This window comes from Micromonospora sp. CPCC 206171 (assembly GCF_036906755.1).
Taxonomy (GTDB): Bacteria; Actinomycetota; Actinomycetes; order Mycobacteriales; family Micromonosporaceae; genus Micromonospora; species Micromonospora purpureochromogenes.
The window spans coordinates 30,008-51,153 of record NZ_JBAKHT010000021.1 but is presented as its reverse complement, the minus strand read 5'-3'; the positions used below and the strand labels follow the sequence as shown (position 1 = coordinate 51,153).

Sequence of the window (21,146 nt, the reverse complement as noted above, 5' to 3'; positions counted from 1 at the left end):
GCACCTGCCGGTGGCACGCGCAGGGCGTTCCACCGGCCTCCCCCGTACCCGCCGGGGCGGGCTTTCGAACGATGCTACGGATGACGTGGCCGGTCGGCACGACGATCTGGCAGGTGATTCGAGGCGTGATCGGGGGATCCACGGACGGTGACCGGAGGTCGGCCACCGTCCGTGGGCGGGCGCTCAGCCCTTCTCCGCGCCGGCGGTGAGACCCTCGGTGAGCAGCCGCTCACTGGCGAAGAAGAGGATCACGATGGGCAGGGTGAGGATCACCGACCCGGCCATCAGCACGGTCTTGGGCACCTCGACGCCGTCGGCGAGCAGGGAGAGCCCCAGCGACACCGTCCACCGGTCGGGCTTGTCCACCAGGAAGAGCAGGGCGAAGAGGAACTCGTTCCAGGCGATCATGAAGTCGTAGAGCGCGACCGCCATGATCGACGGGGCGGCCAGGGGCAGGCTGATCCGGCGGATGATGCCGAGCCGGCCGGCACCGTCGATCGCCGCGGACTCCTCCAAGCTGATCGGGATGGTCTCGAAGTAGTTCTTCAGCATGTAGACCGAGACCGGCAGGGTCTGCGAGATGTAGACCAGCACCAGGCCGAACAGGGACCCGCGCAGCCCGGCCCGGGTGAAGACCACGAAGAGCGGGATGGCGATGACGATCGACGGGAAGAGATAGACGGCCAGGAACAGGGCGTTGACCTGGCGGCGGCCGAAGAACCGCAGCCGGGAGACGGCGTACGCGCCGGGGATCGCCACGAGCAGCGTCAGCAGCGTCGCGGCCAGCGCGACCAGGCCGCTGTTGCGGATGAAGGTGAGGAAACCCTGGCCGCCGTCCTCGGCGGCCTTCAACACCTCGGTGTACGTGGCCACGGTGAGCTCGCCCAGCGGCACCCACAGCGAGCCGGGGTCGAGCAGCAGCCGTTCGATGGGGCGCACCGAGAGCACCAGCATGTACCAGAACGGCAGCACGGTGACCAGCAGGAACGCGGTGATCACCAGCCGGCGCAGCCAGCGCAGCGAGACGGTCTCGATCCGGTCGCGGTCCATCACGCCTCCCTGCGTCCGGCGAAGAAGCGCAGGTAGATCGCGACGAAGACGATCAGCACCACGGCCAGCACGACGGCCTGCGCCGCCGCCGCCCCGATGTCGGTCCGCGCGGTGAGGAACTGGTAGACCCGGACGCTGACCACCTCGGTGCCGGCGGAACCGCCGGTGAGCAGGTACACGTCGTCGAACTTGTTGAACGTCATGATGAACCGCAGCACCCCCAACAGGGCGATCACCGGCATCAGCTGGGGCAGCAGGATGTGCCGGAACCGTTGGGTCGGGGTGGCGCCGTCCACCCGGGCGGCCTCCTCCAGCTCGCCGGGGACGGCCTGGAGCCGGGCCAGCAGGAACAGGAACGCGAACGGGAAGTAGCGCCACGCCTCGAACGCGATCACCGTGGCCAGGGCGGTCGAGTCCTGGGACAGGAAGGGGATCGGGGCGTCCCAGCCGAGGAAGCGCTGCCCCCAGTCGTTGACGATGCCGAGCTGGGGGTCGAGCATCACCTGCCAGACGAAGGCCACCGCGACCACCGGCGCCACGTACGGCAGCAGCATCGAGGCCCGGACCAGCGTCCGGCCCCGGAACGGCCGGCGGACCACCAGCGCCGCCGCGAGACCGAGCGCGATCGACCCGAGGGTGCCGCCCAGGCTATAGACGACGGTGGTCCAGAGCGTGTCGGCGAACCCCGGCGTGTTCAGCACCCGGTCGAAGTTGCTCAGCGTCAGCTCACCGACGAGCCCGGTCTTGCGCAGGGTGGCCAGGCGTACCCGCTGAAAGGCCAGCACCACCGTCCAGACGATCGGAATGCCGATCACCGCGACCACGACGAGCAGGGTCGGCGCCACCAGTGCGAGCCCGGCGCGCGACTCCCGGCGACGCAGCGTGAGCGGGCGTCGGCGGCCGGGGCCGGGCCGCTCCCGGGCGGGGGAGCGGCCGGCCTCCGGCGGGGCGGTCGTCAATTGACGCCTGCCTTGATCGCCTCCACGTCCTTCTTCGCCCGGGCGGCCGCCGCACCGGCGTCGCTCTTGCCGCCGACGACGTCCGCGAGGGCCCTGGGTACGGGCAGTTCGCCCAGGATCGCGCCGACCAGCTTGCCCTGGCCCTGGGTCAGGCCCCAGCGCTGGAAGGTGTCCGGGCTGGTGCGCAGGCCGGTCAGCACCTCGTCGCCGTACACCTCGGAGAGTGGCTTCTTCGCGTCCACCCCGGCCTGGCTGGTGTTCCAGGCGGTGAGGAACTTCTCCTTGTCGTCGGCGGTGCCCTTGCGGACCGGGAAGCGCCCCTCGGGGGACATGCCGAACCAGCGCGGGTAGCCGTCGGAGAGCAGGTACTCCACGAAGGACTTCGCCGGTTCGGCGGCGGCCTCGTCCAGCACCGCCCAGGAGCTGATCTCGCCGTACTGGGCCGGCTCGGCGCCGTTCGGGCCCTTGATGGCGGTGACGAAGCCGCTGTTCTTCGCCAGCCAGCTCGGATCCTTCGCGCACTGGGGACAGGTCGGCTTGGCGTCGTTGCGCAGCCCGGCCAGCTCATCGAGGATGAACGGCGACCAGATCAGCATGGCGGCCTTGCCGGCGAAGTAGGTGGCCCGGGTGGTGTCCACGTCCTGCGCACCCTTGACCGAGTGGTTGCGCATCAGGTCGCCGTAGAAGCGGAACGCCTCGACGCATTCGGGGGAGTCCAGCTTGACCGCGCCGGAGTCGTCGGTGAGCTGGCAGTTGTTGGCCAGGGCCAGGTGCTCGAAGGTCTGCTGGGTGAAGACGTCGCCCGGGGCGGTGGCCGCGGTGATGCCGGCGACCCCGCCGGTGTTCAGCTTCGCCGCGGCGGCGGCGATCTTCTCGTACGTGTCGGGGGCGGGCAGCCCGGCGGCGTCGAAGAGGTCCTTGCGGTAGACCAGCAGCTGCCCCCATCCGTCGCTGGGTACCGAGAGCTGCTTCCCGTCGTCGGAGGTCAGTTCCAGGGCCCGTGGCGAGAAGGTGTCCCGCCCCAGCTTGTCGACGATCTCCTTGTTGGCGTCGGGATCCAGCAGCTCGTTGCCGGCGAGGGTGCGGATGCCGGCGAGCGACACCGACCCGACCACGTCGGGCAGCTCCCCGGCGGCGGCGCTGGAGGCGATGAGGGAGGGGAACTGGTCCTCGTTGACGGTGACCAGATTGACCTTCACGCCGGTCTTGGCGGTGTAGTCGGCGATGATCGCCTTGGTGGCGGTGACCCGGTCGGCCACGTCCTCAAGGCTCCAGACGGTTATTTCGGAACTGTCGCTTTTGGACTCGTCGTCGCTGCAGGCCAGCAGGCTCGCCCCGGTTACTGCGAGGATCAGGGTGGCGGCCAGCATCCGCATCGGAGGGGATGACATCTGTGGCACTCCTCTCGAAGGGTACATGAGGGATTCAACGTGCTGGATTGATCAATCACAAGACATATAACGATTTTTTGTTAAGATTGAGCCCGGTACGTCCCGGGAGTGGCACCATGGGCAACTGGGTTGTCTCGCTGGCCGGGCCGCGGCGCGTGAGCCTCGAGCCCTGCCCCACCGATCCGCTCGGCCCGGGCCAGGTCCGGGTCCGCACCTGCTATTCCGGCATCTCCGCCGGCACCGAGCTCACCCTGTTCCGGGGGAGCAACCCCCGGCTCAGCAAGGACTGGGACGACGCCAGCCGGATGTTCGTCCCCCGGCAGACCCCCGTGCCGTACCCGCTGGTCGGGTTCGGCTACGAAGAGGTCGGCGAGATCATCGAGGTCGCCGACGACGTGGCCGACCGACATCCGGGCCAGCTCGTCTGGGGCATCTGGGGACACCGGGCCGAGGCCGTCCTCCCCGCCGGCGCCGTCAACCCGCTCGCCCCCGGGCTGAATCCGCTCGCCGCCGTCTTCGCCCGCCCCGGCGCCATCGCGCTGACCGCCGTGCTCGCCGGGGACCTGCACCTCGGCGACTGGGTCGGGATCTTCGGGCAGGGCGTCATCGGGCTGCTCGCCACCCGGCTGGCCAGCCTCTCCGGGGCCCGGGTGGTCGCCGTCGACCGGGTTCCCGGCCGGTTGGAACGGGCCGCCCGCCTCGGGGCCCGGCGCACCGTCGACGCCGGTGTCGACTCCGCCGCCGCCGTGCTGCGCGAGGCCACCGGCGGCCGGGGCGCGGACGTCTGCCTGGAGCTGTCCGGGGCGTACCCGGCGCTGCACGAGGCGATCCGCGCCACCACCCACGCCGGCCGGGTCGTGGCCGGCGGCTTCTACCAGGGCCAGGCCGACGGGCTCGGCCTCGGCGAGGAGTTCCACCACAACCGGATCCAGCTGGTGGCGGCCCAGGTCTCCGGGCCCGCCCCGGCGCCCGGCCTGGCCGGCCGGTGGTCCGGTGACCGCATCGCCCACACCTTCATGGACCTGGTGGCCGAGGGCAGCGTCGACCCGCTGCCGCTGGTGAGCCACGTCGTGGACGCCCGCGCGGTGGCCGACGCGCTCGCGTTGCTCGACCGCGGTGCCGGTGACGTCCTACAAGTCGTGCTGGAGTTCTGATGTCCATCCCGATCGCCTGCCAGGAGCAACTGCTCCCGGGCACCAGCCTGCCCCAGAAGTTCGCCCTCGCCACCGCCCTCGGCTACCAGGGCATCGAGCTGCGCGGCCGGGGCGACCTCGCCCTCGCCCGCCGGTTGCCGGAGCTGCGCCGGGCCCGCGCCGAGGGGGTGGTCATGCCCACCGTCTGCGTGGAGATGGACCACTTCATCGGCGACTTCGACCCGGCGCGCTCCCGCGACGCGGTCGCCAACCTGCGCTCCCAGCTCACCGTGATCGCCGAACTCGGCGGGATCGGCGCGATGACCCCCGCCGCGTGGGGGATGTTCTCCCGCCGGCTGCCCCCGTTCGAGCCGCCCCGCCCGCCCGGCGGCGACCGGCAGGTCCTCCTCGACGCCCTGGGCGACCTCGGCGAGCACGCCCGCGCCGAGGGCGTCACCCTCTTCCTGGAACCGCTCAACCGGTACGAGGACCACATGGTCAACCGGCTCGACGAGGCGGTCGCGCTCTGCGCCGCCGTCGGCCTGCCCTCGGTGCGGGTGGTCGCCGACACCTTCCACATGAACATCGAGGAGGACGACGTGCACGCCGCCCTCCGAGCCGCCGCGCCGTACCTGGGGCACGTGCAGGTCAGCGACTCCAACCGGTTCCAGCCCGGCGCCGGGCACCTGGACTGGCCGGCGCTGCTGCGCACGCTGCGCGACATCGGCTACCCGGGCTGGCTGGCGCTGGAGTGCCGGCTGCGCGGCGACCCGGTCCGGGCGCTGCAACAGGCGGCGACCGTGCTCCGGCACGCCCAGCCTCGGCAGGCGGCGGCGTGAGCACCGGCGCCACCGGCCCGTCCGGCCTCGGCGCGCCTCCCGTCGACGACCCGGACGGCGGCCCCGCTCCGAGGGCCGGCGCGCCGGCGCCCGCCGGGCACCTCGCCGACCTGCGCCGGCTGGCCGTCGCCACCCTCGACGCCAACTGGGAGCACGACCACACGGTGCCCTCGCGCACCCTCTACCCGCACCAGTGGAGCTGGGACTCGGCGTTCATCGCGATCGGGCTGGCCCACGTCCGCCCGGACCGGGCCTGGCGGGAGCTGCGTACCCTGTTCGCCGCCCAGTGGGCCGACGGGCGGGTGCCGCACATCGTCTTCAACCCGGCGCTGCGGGTCGGCTCGTACTTCCCCGGGCCGGAGTTCTGGGGCTCCGCCGCCGCCGAGGGCGCCCCGGCCGCCGCCACCTCCGGCATCGTCCAGCCGCCGGTGCACGCCCAGGCGGCCTGGCTGGTGCACCGCCGCGCCCCCTCCGAGGCGTCGGCCCGGGCGCTGCGCTGGCTGTACCCGAGGCTGGTCGCCCAGCAGCGCTACCTCACCGGCCGGCGGGACGTCGGCGGGGCCGGGCTGGCGGCCATCGTGCACCCCTGGGAGTCCGGCCTGGACAACAGTCCGGCCTGGGACGCGCCGATGGCGGCGGTACCGGCCGACGCCGCCGTCATGCGGGCGTACCGTCGGCACGACACCGCGCACGCCGACGCCGCGCACCGCCCCACGGACCTGGACTACGCGCGGTACGTCGCGATCGTCGCCTCCTACCGCGGCCGTCGCTACACCGACCAGGCGTTGGCCGGGTGGCATCCGTTCCTGGTGGAGTGCCCGCTGTTCAACGCGGCGCTGGGCGCGGCGGAGCACGCCCTGGCCCGGATCGCCGCCGTGGTCGGGGCCGATCCCGGCCCGCACCGCGACCGCGCGGCCCGGATCACCGAGGCCCTGGTCCGCCGGCTCTACGACCCGGTCACCGGCACCTTCCACCCGCGCGACCTGCGCACCGACCGGCTGGTGCCGGCCCGTACCGTGCTCGGGCTGATGCCGCTGATCCTGCCCGAACTGCCGGGGCGCCAGGTGCGGGCGGTGCTGACCGAGGCGTGCTCGGCGCGGTTCGGCCTGGCCCCGCACATGCCGCGTCCGCTGCCCACCCACGACCGCACCGCGCCGGACTTCGAGCCGCTGCGCTACTGGCGCGGCCCCAGTTGGATGAACACCAACTGGCTGCTCTGGCGGGGACTGCGGGCGCACCACCGGCCGGACCTGGCCGCCGGGCTGCGCGAGTCGATGCTGGCGCTGGTCGCCGCGGGCGGCTGCCACGAGTACTTCCACCCGGACACCGCGGCGGGGCTCGGCTCGGCGGCGTTCAGCTGGACGGCGTCGCTGCTGCTCGACACCCTCGCCGAGGGGTGAGCGCCGTCAGTCCAGTCGCCGCCAGTCGGGGCCGGCCGGAGGTCCGTCCGAGGTGAGCGCCGCCAGCAGCACCGATTCGACCTGCTCGGGCGTGAGGTGCTCGCGGTGGTCCGCGCCGGGGACGTAGGCGGCCCAGGAGCGTCCCTCGGCGTCCGACATCACCACGGCCACCGGATCCCGGCGGTCGCTGACCGCGGCGACCGTCCCCCAGGGCCGGTGCACGAAGACCTGCTGCCCCAGGTCGGGATCGAGCTCGCGCAGCCACCGCCGGACGGTCTCCCGGTCGCCGAGCTCCACCTGTTCGCCGGCGACCCGGAACAGTCCCGTGCTGGTCAGGAGTTCCGCCACGTTCTCCGGCGGCTTCCGCTGCCGCCACCGGTCGCGCCACCAGCCCACTCGCGCCCCTCCTTCCGGGAGCACCCCGTGCGCTCCGATTGCCCCGCCGGGCCCCACCGCCAAACCCGGCGCGTCGGGGGACGCCGTCTACAGTGGGTGCCCGCCCGCACCGGAGGACCGCACATGGACCCCATCGACAAGATCGCCTGGATCCGGATCGCGCACGGCCGGATCCTCAGCACCCGCTCCCGGGGAAAGGACGTCTGGTACCTGCCCGGCGGCAAGCGCGAGCCCGGCGAGACCGACCGGGAGACGCTCACCCGCGAGATCGCCGAGGAACTGGGTGTGGTGATCGACCCGGAGACGGCCGTGCACGTCGGCACGTTCACCGCCCAGGCGCACGGCCACCCGGCGGGCACGCTGGTGCGGATGACCTGCTACATCGCCGAACACCACGGCGACCCCCGGCCGGACCACGAGATCGAGGAGGTGGCCTGGCTCGGGTACGCCGACCGGGACCGGGTCTCCCCGGTCGACCGGATCATCTTCGACGACCTGCGCCGGCGGGCCCTGCTGGCCTGAGTGACCTCGCGGGTGCCGCGCCACGAGATCGACGCCGAGGCGGGCGGTTTCCCACTCGTCCCGAGGGCGCGAGCCGCGCCGGAACGGGCGCGAGCCGCGCCGGAACCGGCCGGGTGAGGCGGCCGTTTGCGCCCCGCCGGGACGGGTAACCGCGGTCGGATTCCCGACTCGGTGGGACGGCCGCCGAGGGTCGGATTTCCGACGGACGACCCGCGACGCCGGTCGGAGGTGCGGCCGATCGGCGGAACGAGAGGAGGAACGGTGCGCTTTCCCCTCTTCGTCGACGCGGTCGCCCGGCGGGCGGAGTTGCCGCCGGAGCGGGCCGCCGCGATCGCCCGCGCCGTGCTGGTGACGGTGGCCGAACGGGTCCAGGCCGGCGAGGTCGACGACCTGAGCGCCCAGCTCCCGGACGAGCTCAGCGCATACCTGGCCGGGCCCCCGCCGGAGACCACGCCGGGCGCGGCGGAGACCTTCGGACCGGTCGAGTTCCTGCGCCGAGTGGCCGACCGGGCCGGCGTCGAGCCGGCCACCGCACAGGTCGGCGTCCGGGCGGTCTTCGCCACCCTCCGCGAGGCGGTCACGGTCGGCGAGTTCCAGGATCTGGTGGCGCAGTTGCCGAAAAGTTTCACCAGGGACGTCGATCCAGCGCCACCGCGGCCGTACGATGAGTGACGTCGCCGCCACTGCTCACCCCGCCTGAGCTGCCATAACGTGAGCCGTCGGGGCGAAAGATCCGCGGCCTGCGACCCCTCTCGCCGGAAATTTACTCGCTGAAATCCTCTTAGGCTGAAACTCCTCTCCGCGCTAGGGGGATGATCGGCCGAATTTCGACGCCCGATCACCGAGGCGTCGTGGCCCCTTCGGGCTGACTCCGATCAATGGCCTGTTCCAGCGGGCATCGAGGCCTATTCTGGCTCCATTGTGAAGTCCTGGGGGGGATCAATGATCACAATTGTCGATGCCTGCGCGCCTGTCCACAGTGGAGCCGAGCCGACTCGCTGAGATGGCGCAACCAATGATCATCCAGCGTTTCGTGGACGTCGCCGCCGCCCATCCCGCCCGGCCGGCGATCCTGGGCGAGACCCACGAGGTCGACTACGCCGAACTGGCCGGCAGCGCCGGTGGCCACGCCGCCGCGCTCGCCGCCGCGGGCCTGCGCACCGGTGACCGGGTCGCCCTGCTCACCGGGCACGGCGCGCCCACCGTCGCCGCCGTCCTCGGCGCCCTCGCCGCCGGCTGCGCGTACGTGCCGCTGGACCCGGGGTTCCCCGAGGCCCGGCTGCGGCACCTGCTCGCCGCCGCCGAGGTGCGCGCCGTCGCCTGCGCCGCCGCCCACCGGGAACTGGCCGAGCGGCTGTGCGCCGACCGGCCCGGCACGCCCGTGATCGTGCTCGACGGGGTCGGGGCCGCCCCGCTGCGTCCCGTGCCGGTCGACGCGGACGCGCCGGCGTACGTGCTGTTCACCTCGGGCTCCACCGGCACGCCCAAGGCCGTCGCGCAAACCCACCGCAACCTGGCGCACGTCGTGGACAACCAGATCCGCGACCTCGCCCTCGGCCCGGACGACCGGGTCAGCCTGCTCGCCTCGTTCAGCTTCGACGCCGCCATCCCCGACCTGTACCCGGCGCTGCTCACCGGCGCCGCCGTCGTCCCGGTGGACCTGCGCCGGCACGGCCTGGCCCACGCCGCCGACCAGCTGGTCCGGCGCCGGGTGACCGTCTACCACTCCACTCCGACCGTCTACCGGTTCCTGCTCGACACCCTCGGTGGGCGCCGGCTCGACTCCGTGCGGGTGGTGCTGCTCGGCGGCGAGCAGGCCACCCACGCCGACGCCGCGCGCGGCCGGGACCGGTTCGCCCCGGGCTGCGTCCTGGTCAACGGCTACGGCGCCACCGAGATGACCTTCGCCGCCCGGCACGCGCTGCCGTTCGCCGAGGCCGACCCGACCGCCACCGGGCCGCTGCCGATCGGCACCCCGCTGCCCGGGTACGAGCTGTCCCTGGACCGGGACACCGGCGAGATCGTGGTGCGCAGCCGGTATGTCGCCCCGGGCTACCTGGGGCAGGACAGCGACCGGTTCAGCCTCGAGGACGACGGCGTCACCCGGGCGTACCGCACCGGGGACCTCGGGGCGCGGCTGCCCGGCGGCGAGCTGGTCTGCCTCGGCCGGCTCGACCGGCAGGTGAAGGTGCGCGGCTTCCGGGTCGAGCTGACCGAGATCGAGGCGGTCCTCGCCGCCCAGCCCGGCGTCGCCACCGTACGGGCCATCGCCCGCGACGGCGAGCTGCTGGCGTACGCGACGCCCGCCGGCGGGCCCCTCGACCCGGCGGCCCTGCGCGCCGCCCTCGCCCGGCGGCTGCCGGAGTACGCCCTGCCCCGCGCGGTGGTCGCGCTCGACGCCTTCCCGCTCACCGTCACCGGCAAGGTCGACGAGCGGGCGCTGCCCGACCCGCCCCGGGACGTCCCGGCCGGGCAGGGCCCGAGCACCGAGACCGAGCGGGCGGTGCACGACATCTGGTGTGCGGTGCTCGGCCGCGACGCGGTCGGCCGGCAGGAGAGCTTCTTCGACGCGGGCGGCCAGTCCCTGCTCCTCGGCCAGGTGCAGCAGCGCCTCGCCGAGCGGTTCGGGGTGGCGCTGCCGATGGTGCGGCTCTTCGCGCACCCCACCGTGGCGGCGCAGGCCCGGCTGCTCGACGCGGCGGCCATCGACGACCAGCCGGCCGCCGCCCCCGCGCCGAGCCTGCCCGCCCCGGCCGCGCCGACCGCCGCCGCCCGCGAGTACACCGGCGACGAGATCGCCGTGGTCGGGCTCGCCGGGCGGTTCCCGGGCGCCCCCGACCTGGCCACCTTCTGGTGGAACCTCTGCGCCGGGGTCGACTCGATCCACGATCACAGCGACGCCGAGCTGGCCGCCCTGGGCATCGGGCCCGGCCTGCGGGCCGACCCCCGGCACGTCCGGGCCGCCGGCCGGCTCGACGGCATCGCCGACTTCGACGCCGAGTTCTTCGCCATGGGCGAGCAGGAGGCCGCCCGCACCGACCCGCAGCACCGGCTCTTCCTGGAGACCGCGTGGGAGGCGCTGGAGGACGCCGGGCACGACCCGACGAGGTTCCCCGGGCTGGTCGGGGTCTACTCGGCCACCTCGGCCAACCGGTACTTCCTGTTCCACCTGCTGGACAACCCCGCGGTGGTGGGCGACGTGGACCCGGACGACTGGGAGGCCCGGCTGATCGGGCGGCAGTTCACCGACCACCTGCCCGGCCAGGTGGCGTACCGGCTGGGGCTGACCGGGCCGGCGGTCGCCGTGCAGAGCGCCTGCTCCAGCTCGCTGGTCGCGGTCTGCCTCGCCGCGCAGAGCCTCGGCGACTACCAGTGCGACCTCGCCCTCGCCGGCGGGGTCAACGTCACCTGGCCCCGCTACCGGCACACCCCCGGCGGGCTGGCCTCGCCGGACGGCCGCTGCCGGGCCTTCGACGAGGCCGCCGACGGGGCGGGCTTCGGCTCCGGGGTCGGGGTCGTCGCGCTGCGCCGCCTCGCCGACGCCCGGGCCGACGGCGACCGGATCTACGCGGTGCTGCCCGGCTGGGCGGTCACCAACGACGGGCCCGACCGGGCCGGCTTCGCCGTGCCCGGCCCCGCCGGGCAGGCCGCCGCCGTCGCGAACGCCCTCGCCGCCGCCGAGGTCGCCCCCGGCGAGGTCCGCTTCATCGAGGCCCACGGCAGCGGTACGCCGCTCGGCGACGCCATCGAGGTCGCCGCGCTGCGCGAGGTGTACGGCGGCGCCGCGCCCGCCGAGTCCTGCGCGCTCGGCTCGGTCAAGACCAACATCGGCCACCTCGACGCCGGCGCCGGCGTGGCCGGGCTGATCAAGACCGTGCTCGCCGTGCAGCACGGGGTGATCCCGCCGAACCTGCACTTCACCCGGCCGCACCCGGAGACAGACCTGGCCGGCGGCCCCTTCTACGTGCCGACCAAGGCGCGCGACTGGCCGCCGGGCCCGCGCCGGGTCGCCGGGGTCAGCTCGTTCGGCCTCGGTGGCACCAACGCGCACGTGGTGGTCGAGCAGCCCCCGCCGGTCGAGCCGGTCGAGGCGCCCGAGCGGGCCGCGCACCTGCTGCCGGTCTCGGCGCGTACCCCCGGGGCGTTGCGCGCGGCGCTCACCCGGCTGCGGGCCCACCTGGCCGGCGCGGCGCCGGCGCTGCCCGAGGTGGCCGCCACCCTGGCGCTGGGCCGGCGGGCCTTCGACTGCCGGGCGGCGGTGGTCGCCACCGACCCGGCCGGCGCGATCGCCGCGCTGGACGAGCTGCTGCACGCCGACACCCGGCTCGCCGGCCCGGCCGGCCGGCTGCGGGACCTCGCCGCCGACTGGGTCGCCGGCCGCGACGTCGACTGGGCCGCGCTGCACCCCGCCGAGGGCGTCCGCCGCACCGGACTGCCCGGCTACCCGTTCCAGCGCCGGCGGTACTGGATCGACCCTGTTCAGAAAGGCGCGCGGTGAACTGGTTCGTCTCGCCCGGAAGCCGACCCCAGGCGCCGGTGCAACTGTTCTGCCTGCCCTACGCCGGGGCCGGCGCGAGCGCCTTCCGACGCTGGCCGGAGGCGATCGGCCCGGACGTCGAGGTGCTCGCGGTGCAGCTGCCCGGCCGGGAGAACCGGATCAGCGAGGACCCCCGGTTCACCGTGCCCGACGTCGCCGCCGCCATCGCCGGTCGGGCCGACCGCCCGTACGCGATCTACGGCCACTCGATGGGCGGCCGGGTCGGCTTCGAGGTGGTCCGCGAGCTGCGCCGTACCGGCCGCCCGCTGCCGCTGCGGCTCTACGTGGGTGGCGCGCGGGCGCCGCACGTCACCGCCCCGAGCCTCTTCGACGGGCTGTCCCGGGTGGACGACGACGAGCTGCTGCGCCGCCTCGGCGCCGGCGGCGGGCTCCCCGCCGAGCTGCTGGAACACCCCGAGCTGGTGCAGCTGCTGCTGCCGCTGCTGCGCGCCGACTTCGGCCGGGTGGACAGCTACCGGTACGTCCCCGGCGAGCCGCTGCCGGTGCCGCTCGTCGCGTTCAGCGGCCGGCACGACCGGGCGGTCAGCCGGGAGCAGAGCGCCGCGTGGGCCGCGCACACCGCCGCCGGGTTCACCCTGCACGAGATCGACGGCGGGCACTTCTTCCTCACCGACCGGCTGCCCGAGCTGCTCGCCGCGATCCGCGCCGACCTGGCCGACGCCGTCCGCCCTCACGCCGCCACCGCCGCGTCTGCCGATGCCGACTCCGGCGGCGTCGGGTCCGGCGCGGTCACGTCCGACCCGGCCGGGTCGACCGGCGCGTCCCCCGCGCACCGGGTGCCGCTGGGGGACACCGGCTGGTCGGTGTGGCGGGACGCCGTGCTGCGCAGCACGGGCTTCCCGGCCGACGGGCTGACCCTCCTCGCCTCGCCGCACGCCGCCGCGGCCGCCGACGAGCTGCTGGCCACCGGCGCCGGCGCCGACCGGTTCGACAAGGAGTTCGACGAGGCCGTCCGGGCGTCGGCGCACCGGATCAGCGAGCTGGCCGGCCAGCCGCTGCTGCGCGAGGCGGTCACCTGGCAGAACCGCGGCGCGCTCTTCGCCCTGGACGGCCTGGCCCGCGGCGGCGGTGACGCGGCCCGCAACGTGCGTCGCCGCGACCGCGAGCGGGCCCTGCTCAAGTACTGGCAGCGCTACGCGGGCAAGAACGAGACGGTCGGCTTCTTCGGGCCGAGCTGCTGGGTCACGCTCGACCCGGAGCAGTCGGAGGTGGCCCGGATCAGCCCGGGGCCGGGGCTGACCCGCCGCCGCTGGGTCTGGTTCGAGTCCTGGGCGCTGTCCGCGTACGCCGACCGGATCGGCACGGACCTGGCGGTGCGCCGCTGGTGGCCGCCGATGCTCTGCCCGCACCTGAGCGTGCGCGAGCGCAGCGTGCTGCGCCCCGGCCGACCGCCGGTGCCGCTGTCCCCGGTGGAGGCGGCGGTGCTCGGCGCCGTCGACGGCCGCCGGCCGGCGTGCCACCTGGTGGCCGACCCGGCGCTCGGGCTGCGCCGGCCGGAGGACGGCTACGCCCTGCTGGACCGGCTGGTGGCCCGGGAGCTGATCACCTGGGACGCCGCCCTGCCGGTCAGCCCGGACGCCGAGCAGGTGCTCACCGCCCGCATCGACGGGATCGGCGACGAGTCGGCTCGGGCCACGGCGCGGGCCGGCTGGGACCGCCTGCGCGCGGCACGCGACGAGGTCGCCGCCGCGGCCGGCGACCCGGACCGGCTCCGGGTCGCCCTCGACGACCTCGACGCCACCTTCACCGCGCTGACCGGGGCCGCGTCCCGGCGACGGGACGGCCAGATGTACGCCGGGCGGACCATCTGCTACGAGGACACCAGCCGCGACCTCGACGTCGTCTTCGGCGCGCCGCTGCTGGCCGACCTCGCCGCCCCGCTCGACGTGCTGCTGCGCGCCGCCCGCTGGATGGTCAACGCCCTGACCGAGGCGTACGGGGCGGTGTTCCGGGGGCTCTACGAGGAGCTGAGCGCCGAGGCGGGGGACTCCCCGGTCGCCCTCTCCGACCTCTGGTTCCTGGTCCAGGGCCTGTTCTGGGGCGGGGGCGAGCGCCCGGTCGACACCGTGGCCGCCGAGTTCGCGGCGCGCTGGGCCGGGCTGTTCGCGCTGGACACACTGCCCGCCGGCACCAACGAGGTCCGGCTGCGGGTCGCCGACCTCGCCGGGCGAATCGACGAGGTCTTCCCCGGCTCCCGGCCGTCCTGGTCCAACGGCGTCGTCCACAGCCCCGACCTGCAGATCTGCGCCTCCGACGCCGATGCGCTGCGCCGGGGCGAGTTCACCGTCGTGCTCGGCGAGCTGCACGCGGCCTGGTCGTCGTTCGACTGCGCCGTGTTCACCCCGTCGCACCCGGACGTGGAGCGGCTGCGCGCGGCGCTCGCCGAGGACCTGGGCGAGCGGCGGATCCGGCTGCTGTTCCCGAGCGAGTGGCCCCGGCGGACCAGCCGTACCGCGGAGTCGCTGACCGGTCCGACCGACCGGCACCTGGCGTTCCAGCCGGCCCCGGGCGCGGACCCGGCCCGGGTGCTGCCCACGGTGGACCTCACGGTGACCGACGAGAACGGCCGGCTGGTCGCCACCGCCCGCGACGGCCAGCGGTGGCCGCTCACCGAGGTCTTCGCCGAGCTGCTCAGCGCGCATGCCGTGGACGGGTTCAAGCTGGTCGCCGCCGCGCCCTACACCCCCCGGATCACCCTGGACAACATGGTGGTGGCCCGGCAGACCTGGCGGACCACGGTCGGGGAGAGCGGGCTCGCCGCGGTGACCGGAGAGCGCGACCGCTACCTCGCGGCACGGGCCTGGCGACGGCGGCTCGGCCTGCCGGAGCAGGTCTACGTCAAGCTCGGGACCGAGGTCAAGCCCTGCTTCGTGGACCTGAGCAGCCCCGCCTTCGTGACCATGTTCTGCGCCATGGTCCGGGCCGCCCGCATGGACGGTGGCGACGGGGTTTCCCTGCTGGTCAGCGAGATGCTGCCGACCCCCGACCAGGCGTGGGTGCCGGACGGCACCGGCCGCCGGTGCTTCAGCGAGCTGCGGCTGCAGATCGTGGACGCCCCCGAGAGCGAGGACCGCCGATGAGCCATCTGCTGCCGCTGGGCGACACCGGCTGGTCGGTGTGGCGGGACGTGGTCCTGCGCAGCGCCGGTTTCCCCGCCGGCGGGTTGGACCGGTTCGGCGCTCCGGAGGCGGCGGCCGCCGCCGACGCCCTGCTGGCCGGCGAGGGCGCGACGGACGTCGTCGACAAGGCGCTGCGCGAGGCGTTCGCCGACTCCTCGGCGGTGGCCGGCGAACTGGCCGCCGACCCGCTGCTGCGCGAGGCGGTCACCTGGCAGAACCCGGACATGCTGATCGCGCTCGACGGACTGCTGCGCACCGATCCGGCGGTACGCAACGTGCGCCGCCGCAAGCGTGAGCTGAGCCTGCTGCGCTACTGGCAGCGCTACTGCGGCAAGGCCGAGACGATCGGCTTCTTCGGCCCGGTCTGCTGGGGCACCTTCGACCCGGCCGACCCGCGTACCCGACTGGCGCCCGGACCCGGGCTGGTCACCCGCCGGCACGTCGGGTTCGAGGCCTGGGCCCTGATCGCATACGCCGACCGGCTCGCCGACGATTTGGCGGTACGCCGCTGGTGGGCCCCGGCGCTGCAACCGCACCTGACCGTCGAGGACCGGCAGCTGCGCTGGCCGCTGCACCCGCCGATCCCGCTGTCGGCCGTGGAGGCCCGGCTGCTGGCGTCCTGCGACGGGCGCACCGCCGCCGTGGAACTGGCCGAGCGGGCCCGCGCCGCCGGCGACGTCCGCGCCGCCGACGATGTGTACCTGATGCTGGACCGGTTCGTCGAACGCGGCCAGCTGACCTGGGACGCGAACCTGCCGAACAGCCCGGACGCGGAACGGGTGCTGGCGGAGCGGATCGCGGCGATCGGCGAGGAGGCCGTGCGGGCGGCGGTGGCCGCCGACTTCGACCGGCTCCGCGCCGCCCGGGACGCGGTCGCGGCCGCCGCCGGCGACCCGGACCGGCTCGGCGCCGCGCTGGCCGCGCTCAACACCCGGTTCACCGAGGTCACCGGCCGCCCCGCCACCCGGCAGAGCGGTCAGATGTACGCCGGGCGCACCGTCTGCTACGAGGAGACCGCCCGCGACCTCGACGTCACCGTCGGCGCCACGGTGCTGGACGCGTTGGCCGCCCCGCTGGCCGTGGTCCTGCAGGCGGCCCGCTGGCTCACCGCCGAGATCGGCGCCGGCTGCCAGGAGATCCTCGCCGACCTGCACGACGAACTCGCCGCCGACGGTCCGGTCCGGCTGGCCGACATCTGGTCGCTGGCCCAGGGGATGCTGGTCGCCCCGGACGGACCCGTCGCCCGCGCCGGGGCGGACTTCACCGAGCGGTGGGCCGAGCTGTTCGGGCTGCGGCACCTGCCCGCCGGCACCGTCGAGCTGCGGCTGCGCGCCGAGGACCTGGCCGGCCCGGTCCGCGCGCTCTTCGCCGCCGAGCGGCCCGGCTGGCCGTCCGCCCGGATCCACAACCCCGATCTCCAGGTCAGCGCCGCCTCGGCCGAGGCGATCGACCGGGGCGAGTTCCTGCTCGTCCTCGGCGAGCTGCACCCGGCCACGGTCGCCTACGACAGCGCGGTGCTCACCCCGTTCCACCCCGACCCGTCGGCACTGCGGGCGGCGCTCGACGCCGACCTCGGGCCGGCCCGGATCCGGGTGCTCTACCCGGAGAGCTGGCCCCGGCTGACCACCCGCACCACGTACGCCCTCACCGGCCCGGCGGACCGCCAGCTCGGCATCGACACCGCGCGCGGCGGCGATGTCGACCGGCTGGTCCCGGCCACCGCCGTCACCGTGGTCCGCGACGGCGACGGGCTGATCGCGGTCTTCCCGGACGGATCCCGCTGGCCGGTGATGGAGATCTTCGCCCACCTGCTCGGCTCGCTGCTGTTGGACGCCTTCAAGCTGCTGGACCCGGCCCCGCACACGCCCAGGATCACCATCGACCGGCTGGTGGTGGCCCGGCGTACCTGGCGGACCACCGTGGCCGGCAGCGGGCTGGCCGGGCACGGCGACGAGACCGCGCGCTACCTCGCGGCGCGCCGCTTCCGGGCGGCCCTCGACCTGCCCGAGCGGGTGTTCGTCAAGGTCGGCACCGAGGTCAAGCCCTGCTACGTCGACCTGACCGGCCCGCTGTACGCCCAGTCGCTGTGCGCCATGGCCGACGCCGCCGCGAAGACCGGCCCCGACGTGGCGGTGGTGGTCACCGAGCTGCTGCCCACGCCGGCGGACGCCTGGGTGCCCGACGCCGCCGGGCGCGGACACGTCAGCGAGCTGCGCCTGCAGATCACCGATCCCGCCACCTATGGGGGAGAGCACGGGTGACCGACATCCTGTCCATCAGCGCCGCCGCCGGGCCGCAGCTGCCCTGGCCGGACGGGACGCTGGCCGACCTGATCGCCGCCCGGGCCGCGCGCTGCCCCGACGCGGTCGCGGTCCGCCAGTGGGACGACCGGCTCACCTACCGGGAACTGGTCGGCCGGGCGGCCGGGGTGGCCGCCGCGTTGCGGGCCCACGGCGTGGGCCGGCAGACCCGGGTCGGGGTCTGCGGCCGGCGCCGGCCCCGGCTGGTCGTGGACGTGCTCGGGGTGCTCCTCGCCGGCGGCTGCTACGTGCCGCTGGAGCCGGACGGCCCCCGCGAGCGGCAGCGCGAGATCGTCGCCGACGCCGGGGTGTCGCTGCTGGTGGGCGACGCGGCGGCCGAGCTGGCCGACCTGCCGGGCGTCGAGGTGGTCGAGTCGGCCGGCCCGGCCCCGCTGGCGCCCTGCCCGGCCCGGCCCGGCGACCCGGCGTACGTGCTGTTCACCTCCGGCTCCACCGGCCGCCCCAAGGGGGTGCTGACCACCCACCGCAACGTGGTCGAGTTCGTCACCGGGTGCGCCGCGGTCAGCGGCGCCGACGCCGGGGTGCGCAGCCTCGGCATCGCCTCGCTCGGCTTCGACGCGGCCACCATGGACCTCTTCCTGCCGCTGCTGCTCGGCGGCGCGGTGCAGCTGCTCGGCGCCGACGACCGGGCCGACCCAGCCCGGCTCGCCCGGTTCATCGCCGCGCACGAGGTGAACTGGGGCTTCATCACCCCGACCGTGCTGTCCATGCTGGACCCGGCCGACGTGCCGGGCTGGCGTACCGTGCTCTGCGGCGGCGAGGCCGTCCCCGCCGAGCTGGCCGCCCGCTGGGCGCCGGGGCGGCGCTTCCTCAACGGTTACGGCCCCACCGAGACCACCGTGCTCGCGGTCACCGCCGAGCTGACCGGCGCCGAGGCCGACCCGGTGCCGATCGGCTCGCCGCTGCCCAACCACCGGGCGTACGTCGTCGACGCCGAGCTGCGGGCGCTGCCGCCGGGGGAGACCGGCGAGCTGCTGATCGGTGGCCCCGGACTGGCCGACGGCTACCTGGACCGCCCGGGGCTGACCGCCGACCGGTTCGTCCCCGACCCGTTCTCCGGGCTGCCCGGCGAGCGGCTGTACCGCACCGGCGACCTGGTCCGCCAGGCGGCCGACGGGCGGATCGTCTACCTCGGACGCACCGACCGGCAGGTGAAGATCCGGGGCCAGCGCATCGAGCTGGGCGAGGTCGAGGCGGTGCTGGCCGGCGCCCCCGGCATCGACCGGGTCGCCGTCGAGGCGGTGCCCGGGCCGGCCGGCACCGAGCTGGTCGCGGTCCTCACCCCGGCCGGCGCGCCCGACGACGAGACGATCCGGGCGTACGCCCGGGCACGGCTTACCGCCGCGATGCTCCCGGCCCGGCTGCTGCGCCGCGACGACCTGCCGGTCAGCCCGGTCACCGGCAAGCTGGACCGGCCGGCGTTGCGCGCCCTGGCCGTGGCCGCGCTGACCGCCGGAGCCACCGCCGAGGAGCCGGCCGGTGCGGCCGACCCGGTGACGGCGACGGTGACCCGGATCTGGGCCCGACTGCTCGGCGCGACCCCCGGCCCGGACACCGACTTCCTCGCCGCCGGCGGCAACTCCATCGCCGCGATGCGCCTGGTCGCCGCGCTCCGCGCCGAGCTGGGCCGACTCGTCGAGATCTCCGACGTGCTCGCCGGGCGTACCCTCGGCGGCCTGGTCGCCCGGCTGCGCGCCGCCGCCCCGGCCGACGCCGAGCCGCTGACCACCGGCAACCCGCCCACCCTCTCCCCACCGCAGCGCCGGCTCTGGTTCGTCGACCAGCTCGCCCCCTCCAGCGCCCCGTACAACATCGCCGTCGCGCACCGGCTGCGCGGCCCGCTGGACACCGCCGCCCTCGGCGCGGCGCTGCGGGCCGTCGCCGAGCGGCACGACGTGCTGCGCTGGCGGATCCCGCAGACCGCCGGGGTGCCGTACGCGGTCTGCGCGGAACCCACCGACGTGGCGGTGCCGGTGGTCGACCTGACCGGCAGCGCCGATGCCGAGGCGGAGCTGGCCGTGATGCTCGCCGCCGGCGCGGCGCACGCCTTCGACCTGGCCACCGGGCCGCCCTGGCAGGTGACCGTCTACCGGCTCGGCGCCGACGCGCACGTGCTGGCGATGACCATGCACCACGCGGTCTTCGACGGCTGGTCCGAGGCGGTCCTCTACGACGACCTCGCCGCCGCGTACGGCCAGGCCGTCACCGGGGCCACCCCGGCGTTGCCGCCGCTGGCCGCCACCTACGCCGACTACGCGGTCTGGCGGGCCGGGCGCGACGCCCGCCGGGGCGCGGCGGACCTCACCTGGTGGGCCGAGCACCTGCGCGGCGTGCCCACCGTGCTGGAGCTGCCCCGCGACCGGCCCCGCCCGGCGGTGCAGACCTACGCCGGCGCCGAGGCCGCGGTGCGCCTTCCGGAGCCCGCCGACCGCGCGGTCCGCGCCCTGGCCGCCCGGCGCGGCACCACGGTCGCCGCGGTGCTGCTCGCCGGCTTCGGCGAGCTGCTGCGCCGGCTCACCGGCGGCGACGACCACGTGGTCGGGGCGATCGTCGCCGACCGTCGGCTGGCCGCCTTCGACGACGTGGTGGGCTTCTTCATCGACACCGTGCCGGTGCGGCTGCGCACCGGCGAGGCCACCTTCGCCGAGCTGGTCGACCGGTGCGCCGCCGAGCTGCACGAGGTCACCGCCCACCCGGGCGCGCCGCTGGAACGCGTCGTCGAGGCCCTCGGCGTCGGCCGGGACACCGCCCGCGCGCCGCTGGTGCAGGTGCTGTTCAACGTGCTCAACTTCGCCCCGCCCCGGCTGGCGCTGACCGGGCTGAGCGCCGTGCCGGTCCGGGTGCCCAAGCCCGGCTCGCCCTTCGACATCACCGTCTACGTGGTGGAGTCAGACGGCCGCGTCGGCGTCGAGGTGGTCCACAACCCGGACCTGTTCGACGCCGACCGGATCGACGCGCTCCTGGCCGACCTGGCCGAGCTGGTCGGCGCGCTCGCCGCCGACCCGGACGCGCCGGCCGACGCGGTGGCCGCCGCGCTGCCCCGGCCCACCGTGCGCACGCCGCAGCTCGGCGCGATGACGGTGGCGGCCGCCGAGGCGCCCCGCACCTCGCTGCCGGCCGGTCCGGGCGGGCTGACCGACACCGAGGAGCTGATCGCCGGCATCTGGCGGGAGGTGCTCGACACCGACCGGGTCGGGGTGACCGACAACTTCTTCGACATCGGCGGGCACTCCCTCGCCCTGGCCGCGGTGCACGCCCGGCTCACCGCCGCCACCGGCCGCTCGATCACCATGCTCGACCTGTTCCGCCACCCCACCGTCCGGGCGCTCGCCGCCAGCCTCGACGGTGCCGCCGACCGGCCGGAACTCGCCCGCGCCGCGCTGCGGGCCGCCGCCCGCCGCAGCCGCACCCGCCGCAACCCACCCCGCCGCCCCGGCGGCACCGCGCAATGAAGGACA

General features: G+C 75.3%; 13 protein-coding genes. 9 read left to right on the top strand and 4 right to left on the bottom strand.

The window, feature by feature from the left end:
• Positions 1-183 precede the first annotated feature (183 nt).
• The 3 genes from V6U89_RS22145 to V6U89_RS22135 are packed head-to-tail and all read right to left on the bottom strand — an operon-like array spanning position 184 to position 3,400.
• Positions 184-1,050, bottom strand: a complete 867-nt coding sequence (locus tag V6U89_RS22145) for a carbohydrate ABC transporter permease (RefSeq protein WP_334573265.1) — start codon at positions 1,048-1,050, stop codon at positions 184-186.
• Complete coding sequence (locus tag V6U89_RS22140) at positions 1,050-2,009, bottom strand: carbohydrate ABC transporter permease (protein WP_334573264.1); 960 nt, start codon at positions 2,007-2,009, stop codon at positions 1,050-1,052. The genes V6U89_RS22145 and V6U89_RS22140 overlap by 1 nt, the downstream gene beginning before the upstream one ends.
• The gene (locus tag V6U89_RS22135) at positions 2,006-3,400 is read right to left on the bottom strand and encodes an ABC transporter substrate-binding protein (RefSeq protein WP_334573263.1); all 1,395 of its coding nucleotides are present in this window, start codon (positions 3,398-3,400) and stop codon (positions 2,006-2,008) included. Before V6U89_RS22135 ends, V6U89_RS22140 begins: the two co-directional genes overlap by 4 nt.
• Positions 3,401-3,516: 116 nt before the next feature.
• On the opposite strand from V6U89_RS22135, the gene V6U89_RS22130 reads away from it, so the two are divergent.
• The 3 genes from V6U89_RS22130 to V6U89_RS22120 all read left to right on the top strand — a co-directional run bounded on the left by V6U89_RS22130 (position 3,517) and on the right by V6U89_RS22120 (position 6,772).
• On the top strand, positions 3,517-4,554 hold the full coding sequence (locus V6U89_RS22130) for a zinc-dependent alcohol dehydrogenase (RefSeq protein ID WP_334573262.1): 1,038 nt from the start codon (positions 3,517-3,519) through the stop codon (positions 4,552-4,554).
• The gene (locus V6U89_RS22125) at positions 4,554-5,372 is read left to right on the top strand and encodes a sugar phosphate isomerase/epimerase family protein (RefSeq protein ID WP_334573261.1); all 819 of its coding nucleotides are present in this window, start codon (positions 4,554-4,556) and stop codon (positions 5,370-5,372) included. Before V6U89_RS22130 ends, V6U89_RS22125 begins: the two co-directional genes overlap by 1 nt.
• Before the next feature lie 110 nt (positions 5,373-5,482).
• On the top strand, positions 5,483-6,772 hold the full coding sequence (locus tag V6U89_RS22120; RefSeq protein WP_442933971.1) for an MGH1-like glycoside hydrolase domain-containing protein: 1,290 nt from the start codon (positions 5,483-5,485) through the stop codon (positions 6,770-6,772).
• Between the two features lie 6 nt (positions 6,773-6,778).
• On the opposite strand, the gene V6U89_RS22115 is transcribed toward V6U89_RS22120, so the two are convergent.
• A complete protein-coding gene (locus tag V6U89_RS22115) occupies positions 6,779-7,168 on the bottom strand; it encodes a hypothetical protein (protein WP_334573259.1) in 390 nt (129 codons plus the stop codon).
• A gap of 123 nt (positions 7,169-7,291) precedes the next feature.
• Between V6U89_RS22115 and V6U89_RS22110 the strand changes: the two genes are divergently transcribed.
• The 6 genes from V6U89_RS22110 (at position 7,292) to V6U89_RS22085 (ending at position 21,140) form a co-directional block, all read left to right on the top strand.
• A complete protein-coding gene (locus V6U89_RS22110; RefSeq protein ID WP_334573258.1) occupies positions 7,292-7,690 on the top strand; it encodes an NUDIX hydrolase in 399 nt (132 codons plus the stop codon).
• A 261-nt stretch (positions 7,691-7,951) separates the two neighbouring features.
• A complete protein-coding gene (locus V6U89_RS22105) occupies positions 7,952-8,362 on the top strand; it encodes a DUF2267 domain-containing protein (protein WP_088962485.1) in 411 nt (136 codons plus the stop codon).
• 343 nt (positions 8,363-8,705) lie between these two features.
• Positions 8,706-12,188 carry an AMP-binding protein gene (locus V6U89_RS22100; protein ID WP_334573257.1) on the top strand — a complete coding sequence of 1,161 codons (3,483 nt, stop codon included), beginning with the start codon at positions 8,706-8,708 and terminating at the stop codon, positions 12,186-12,188.
• Positions 12,185-15,328, top strand: coding sequence for a thioesterase domain-containing protein (locus V6U89_RS22095; RefSeq protein WP_334573256.1), 3,144 nt, complete (start codon positions 12,185-12,187; stop codon positions 15,326-15,328). The genes V6U89_RS22100 and V6U89_RS22095 overlap by 4 nt, the downstream gene beginning before the upstream one ends.
• Positions 15,325-17,628, top strand: a complete 2,304-nt coding sequence (locus V6U89_RS22090; RefSeq protein WP_334573255.1) for a lantibiotic dehydratase — start codon at positions 15,325-15,327, stop codon at positions 17,626-17,628. The genes V6U89_RS22095 and V6U89_RS22090 overlap by 4 nt, the downstream gene beginning before the upstream one ends.
• The gene (locus V6U89_RS22085) at positions 17,625-21,140 is read left to right on the top strand and encodes an amino acid adenylation domain-containing protein (RefSeq protein WP_334573254.1); all 3,516 of its coding nucleotides are present in this window, start codon (positions 17,625-17,627) and stop codon (positions 21,138-21,140) included. The genes V6U89_RS22090 and V6U89_RS22085 overlap by 4 nt, the downstream gene beginning before the upstream one ends.
• The last annotated feature ends 6 nt before the right edge of the window (positions 21,141-21,146 follow it).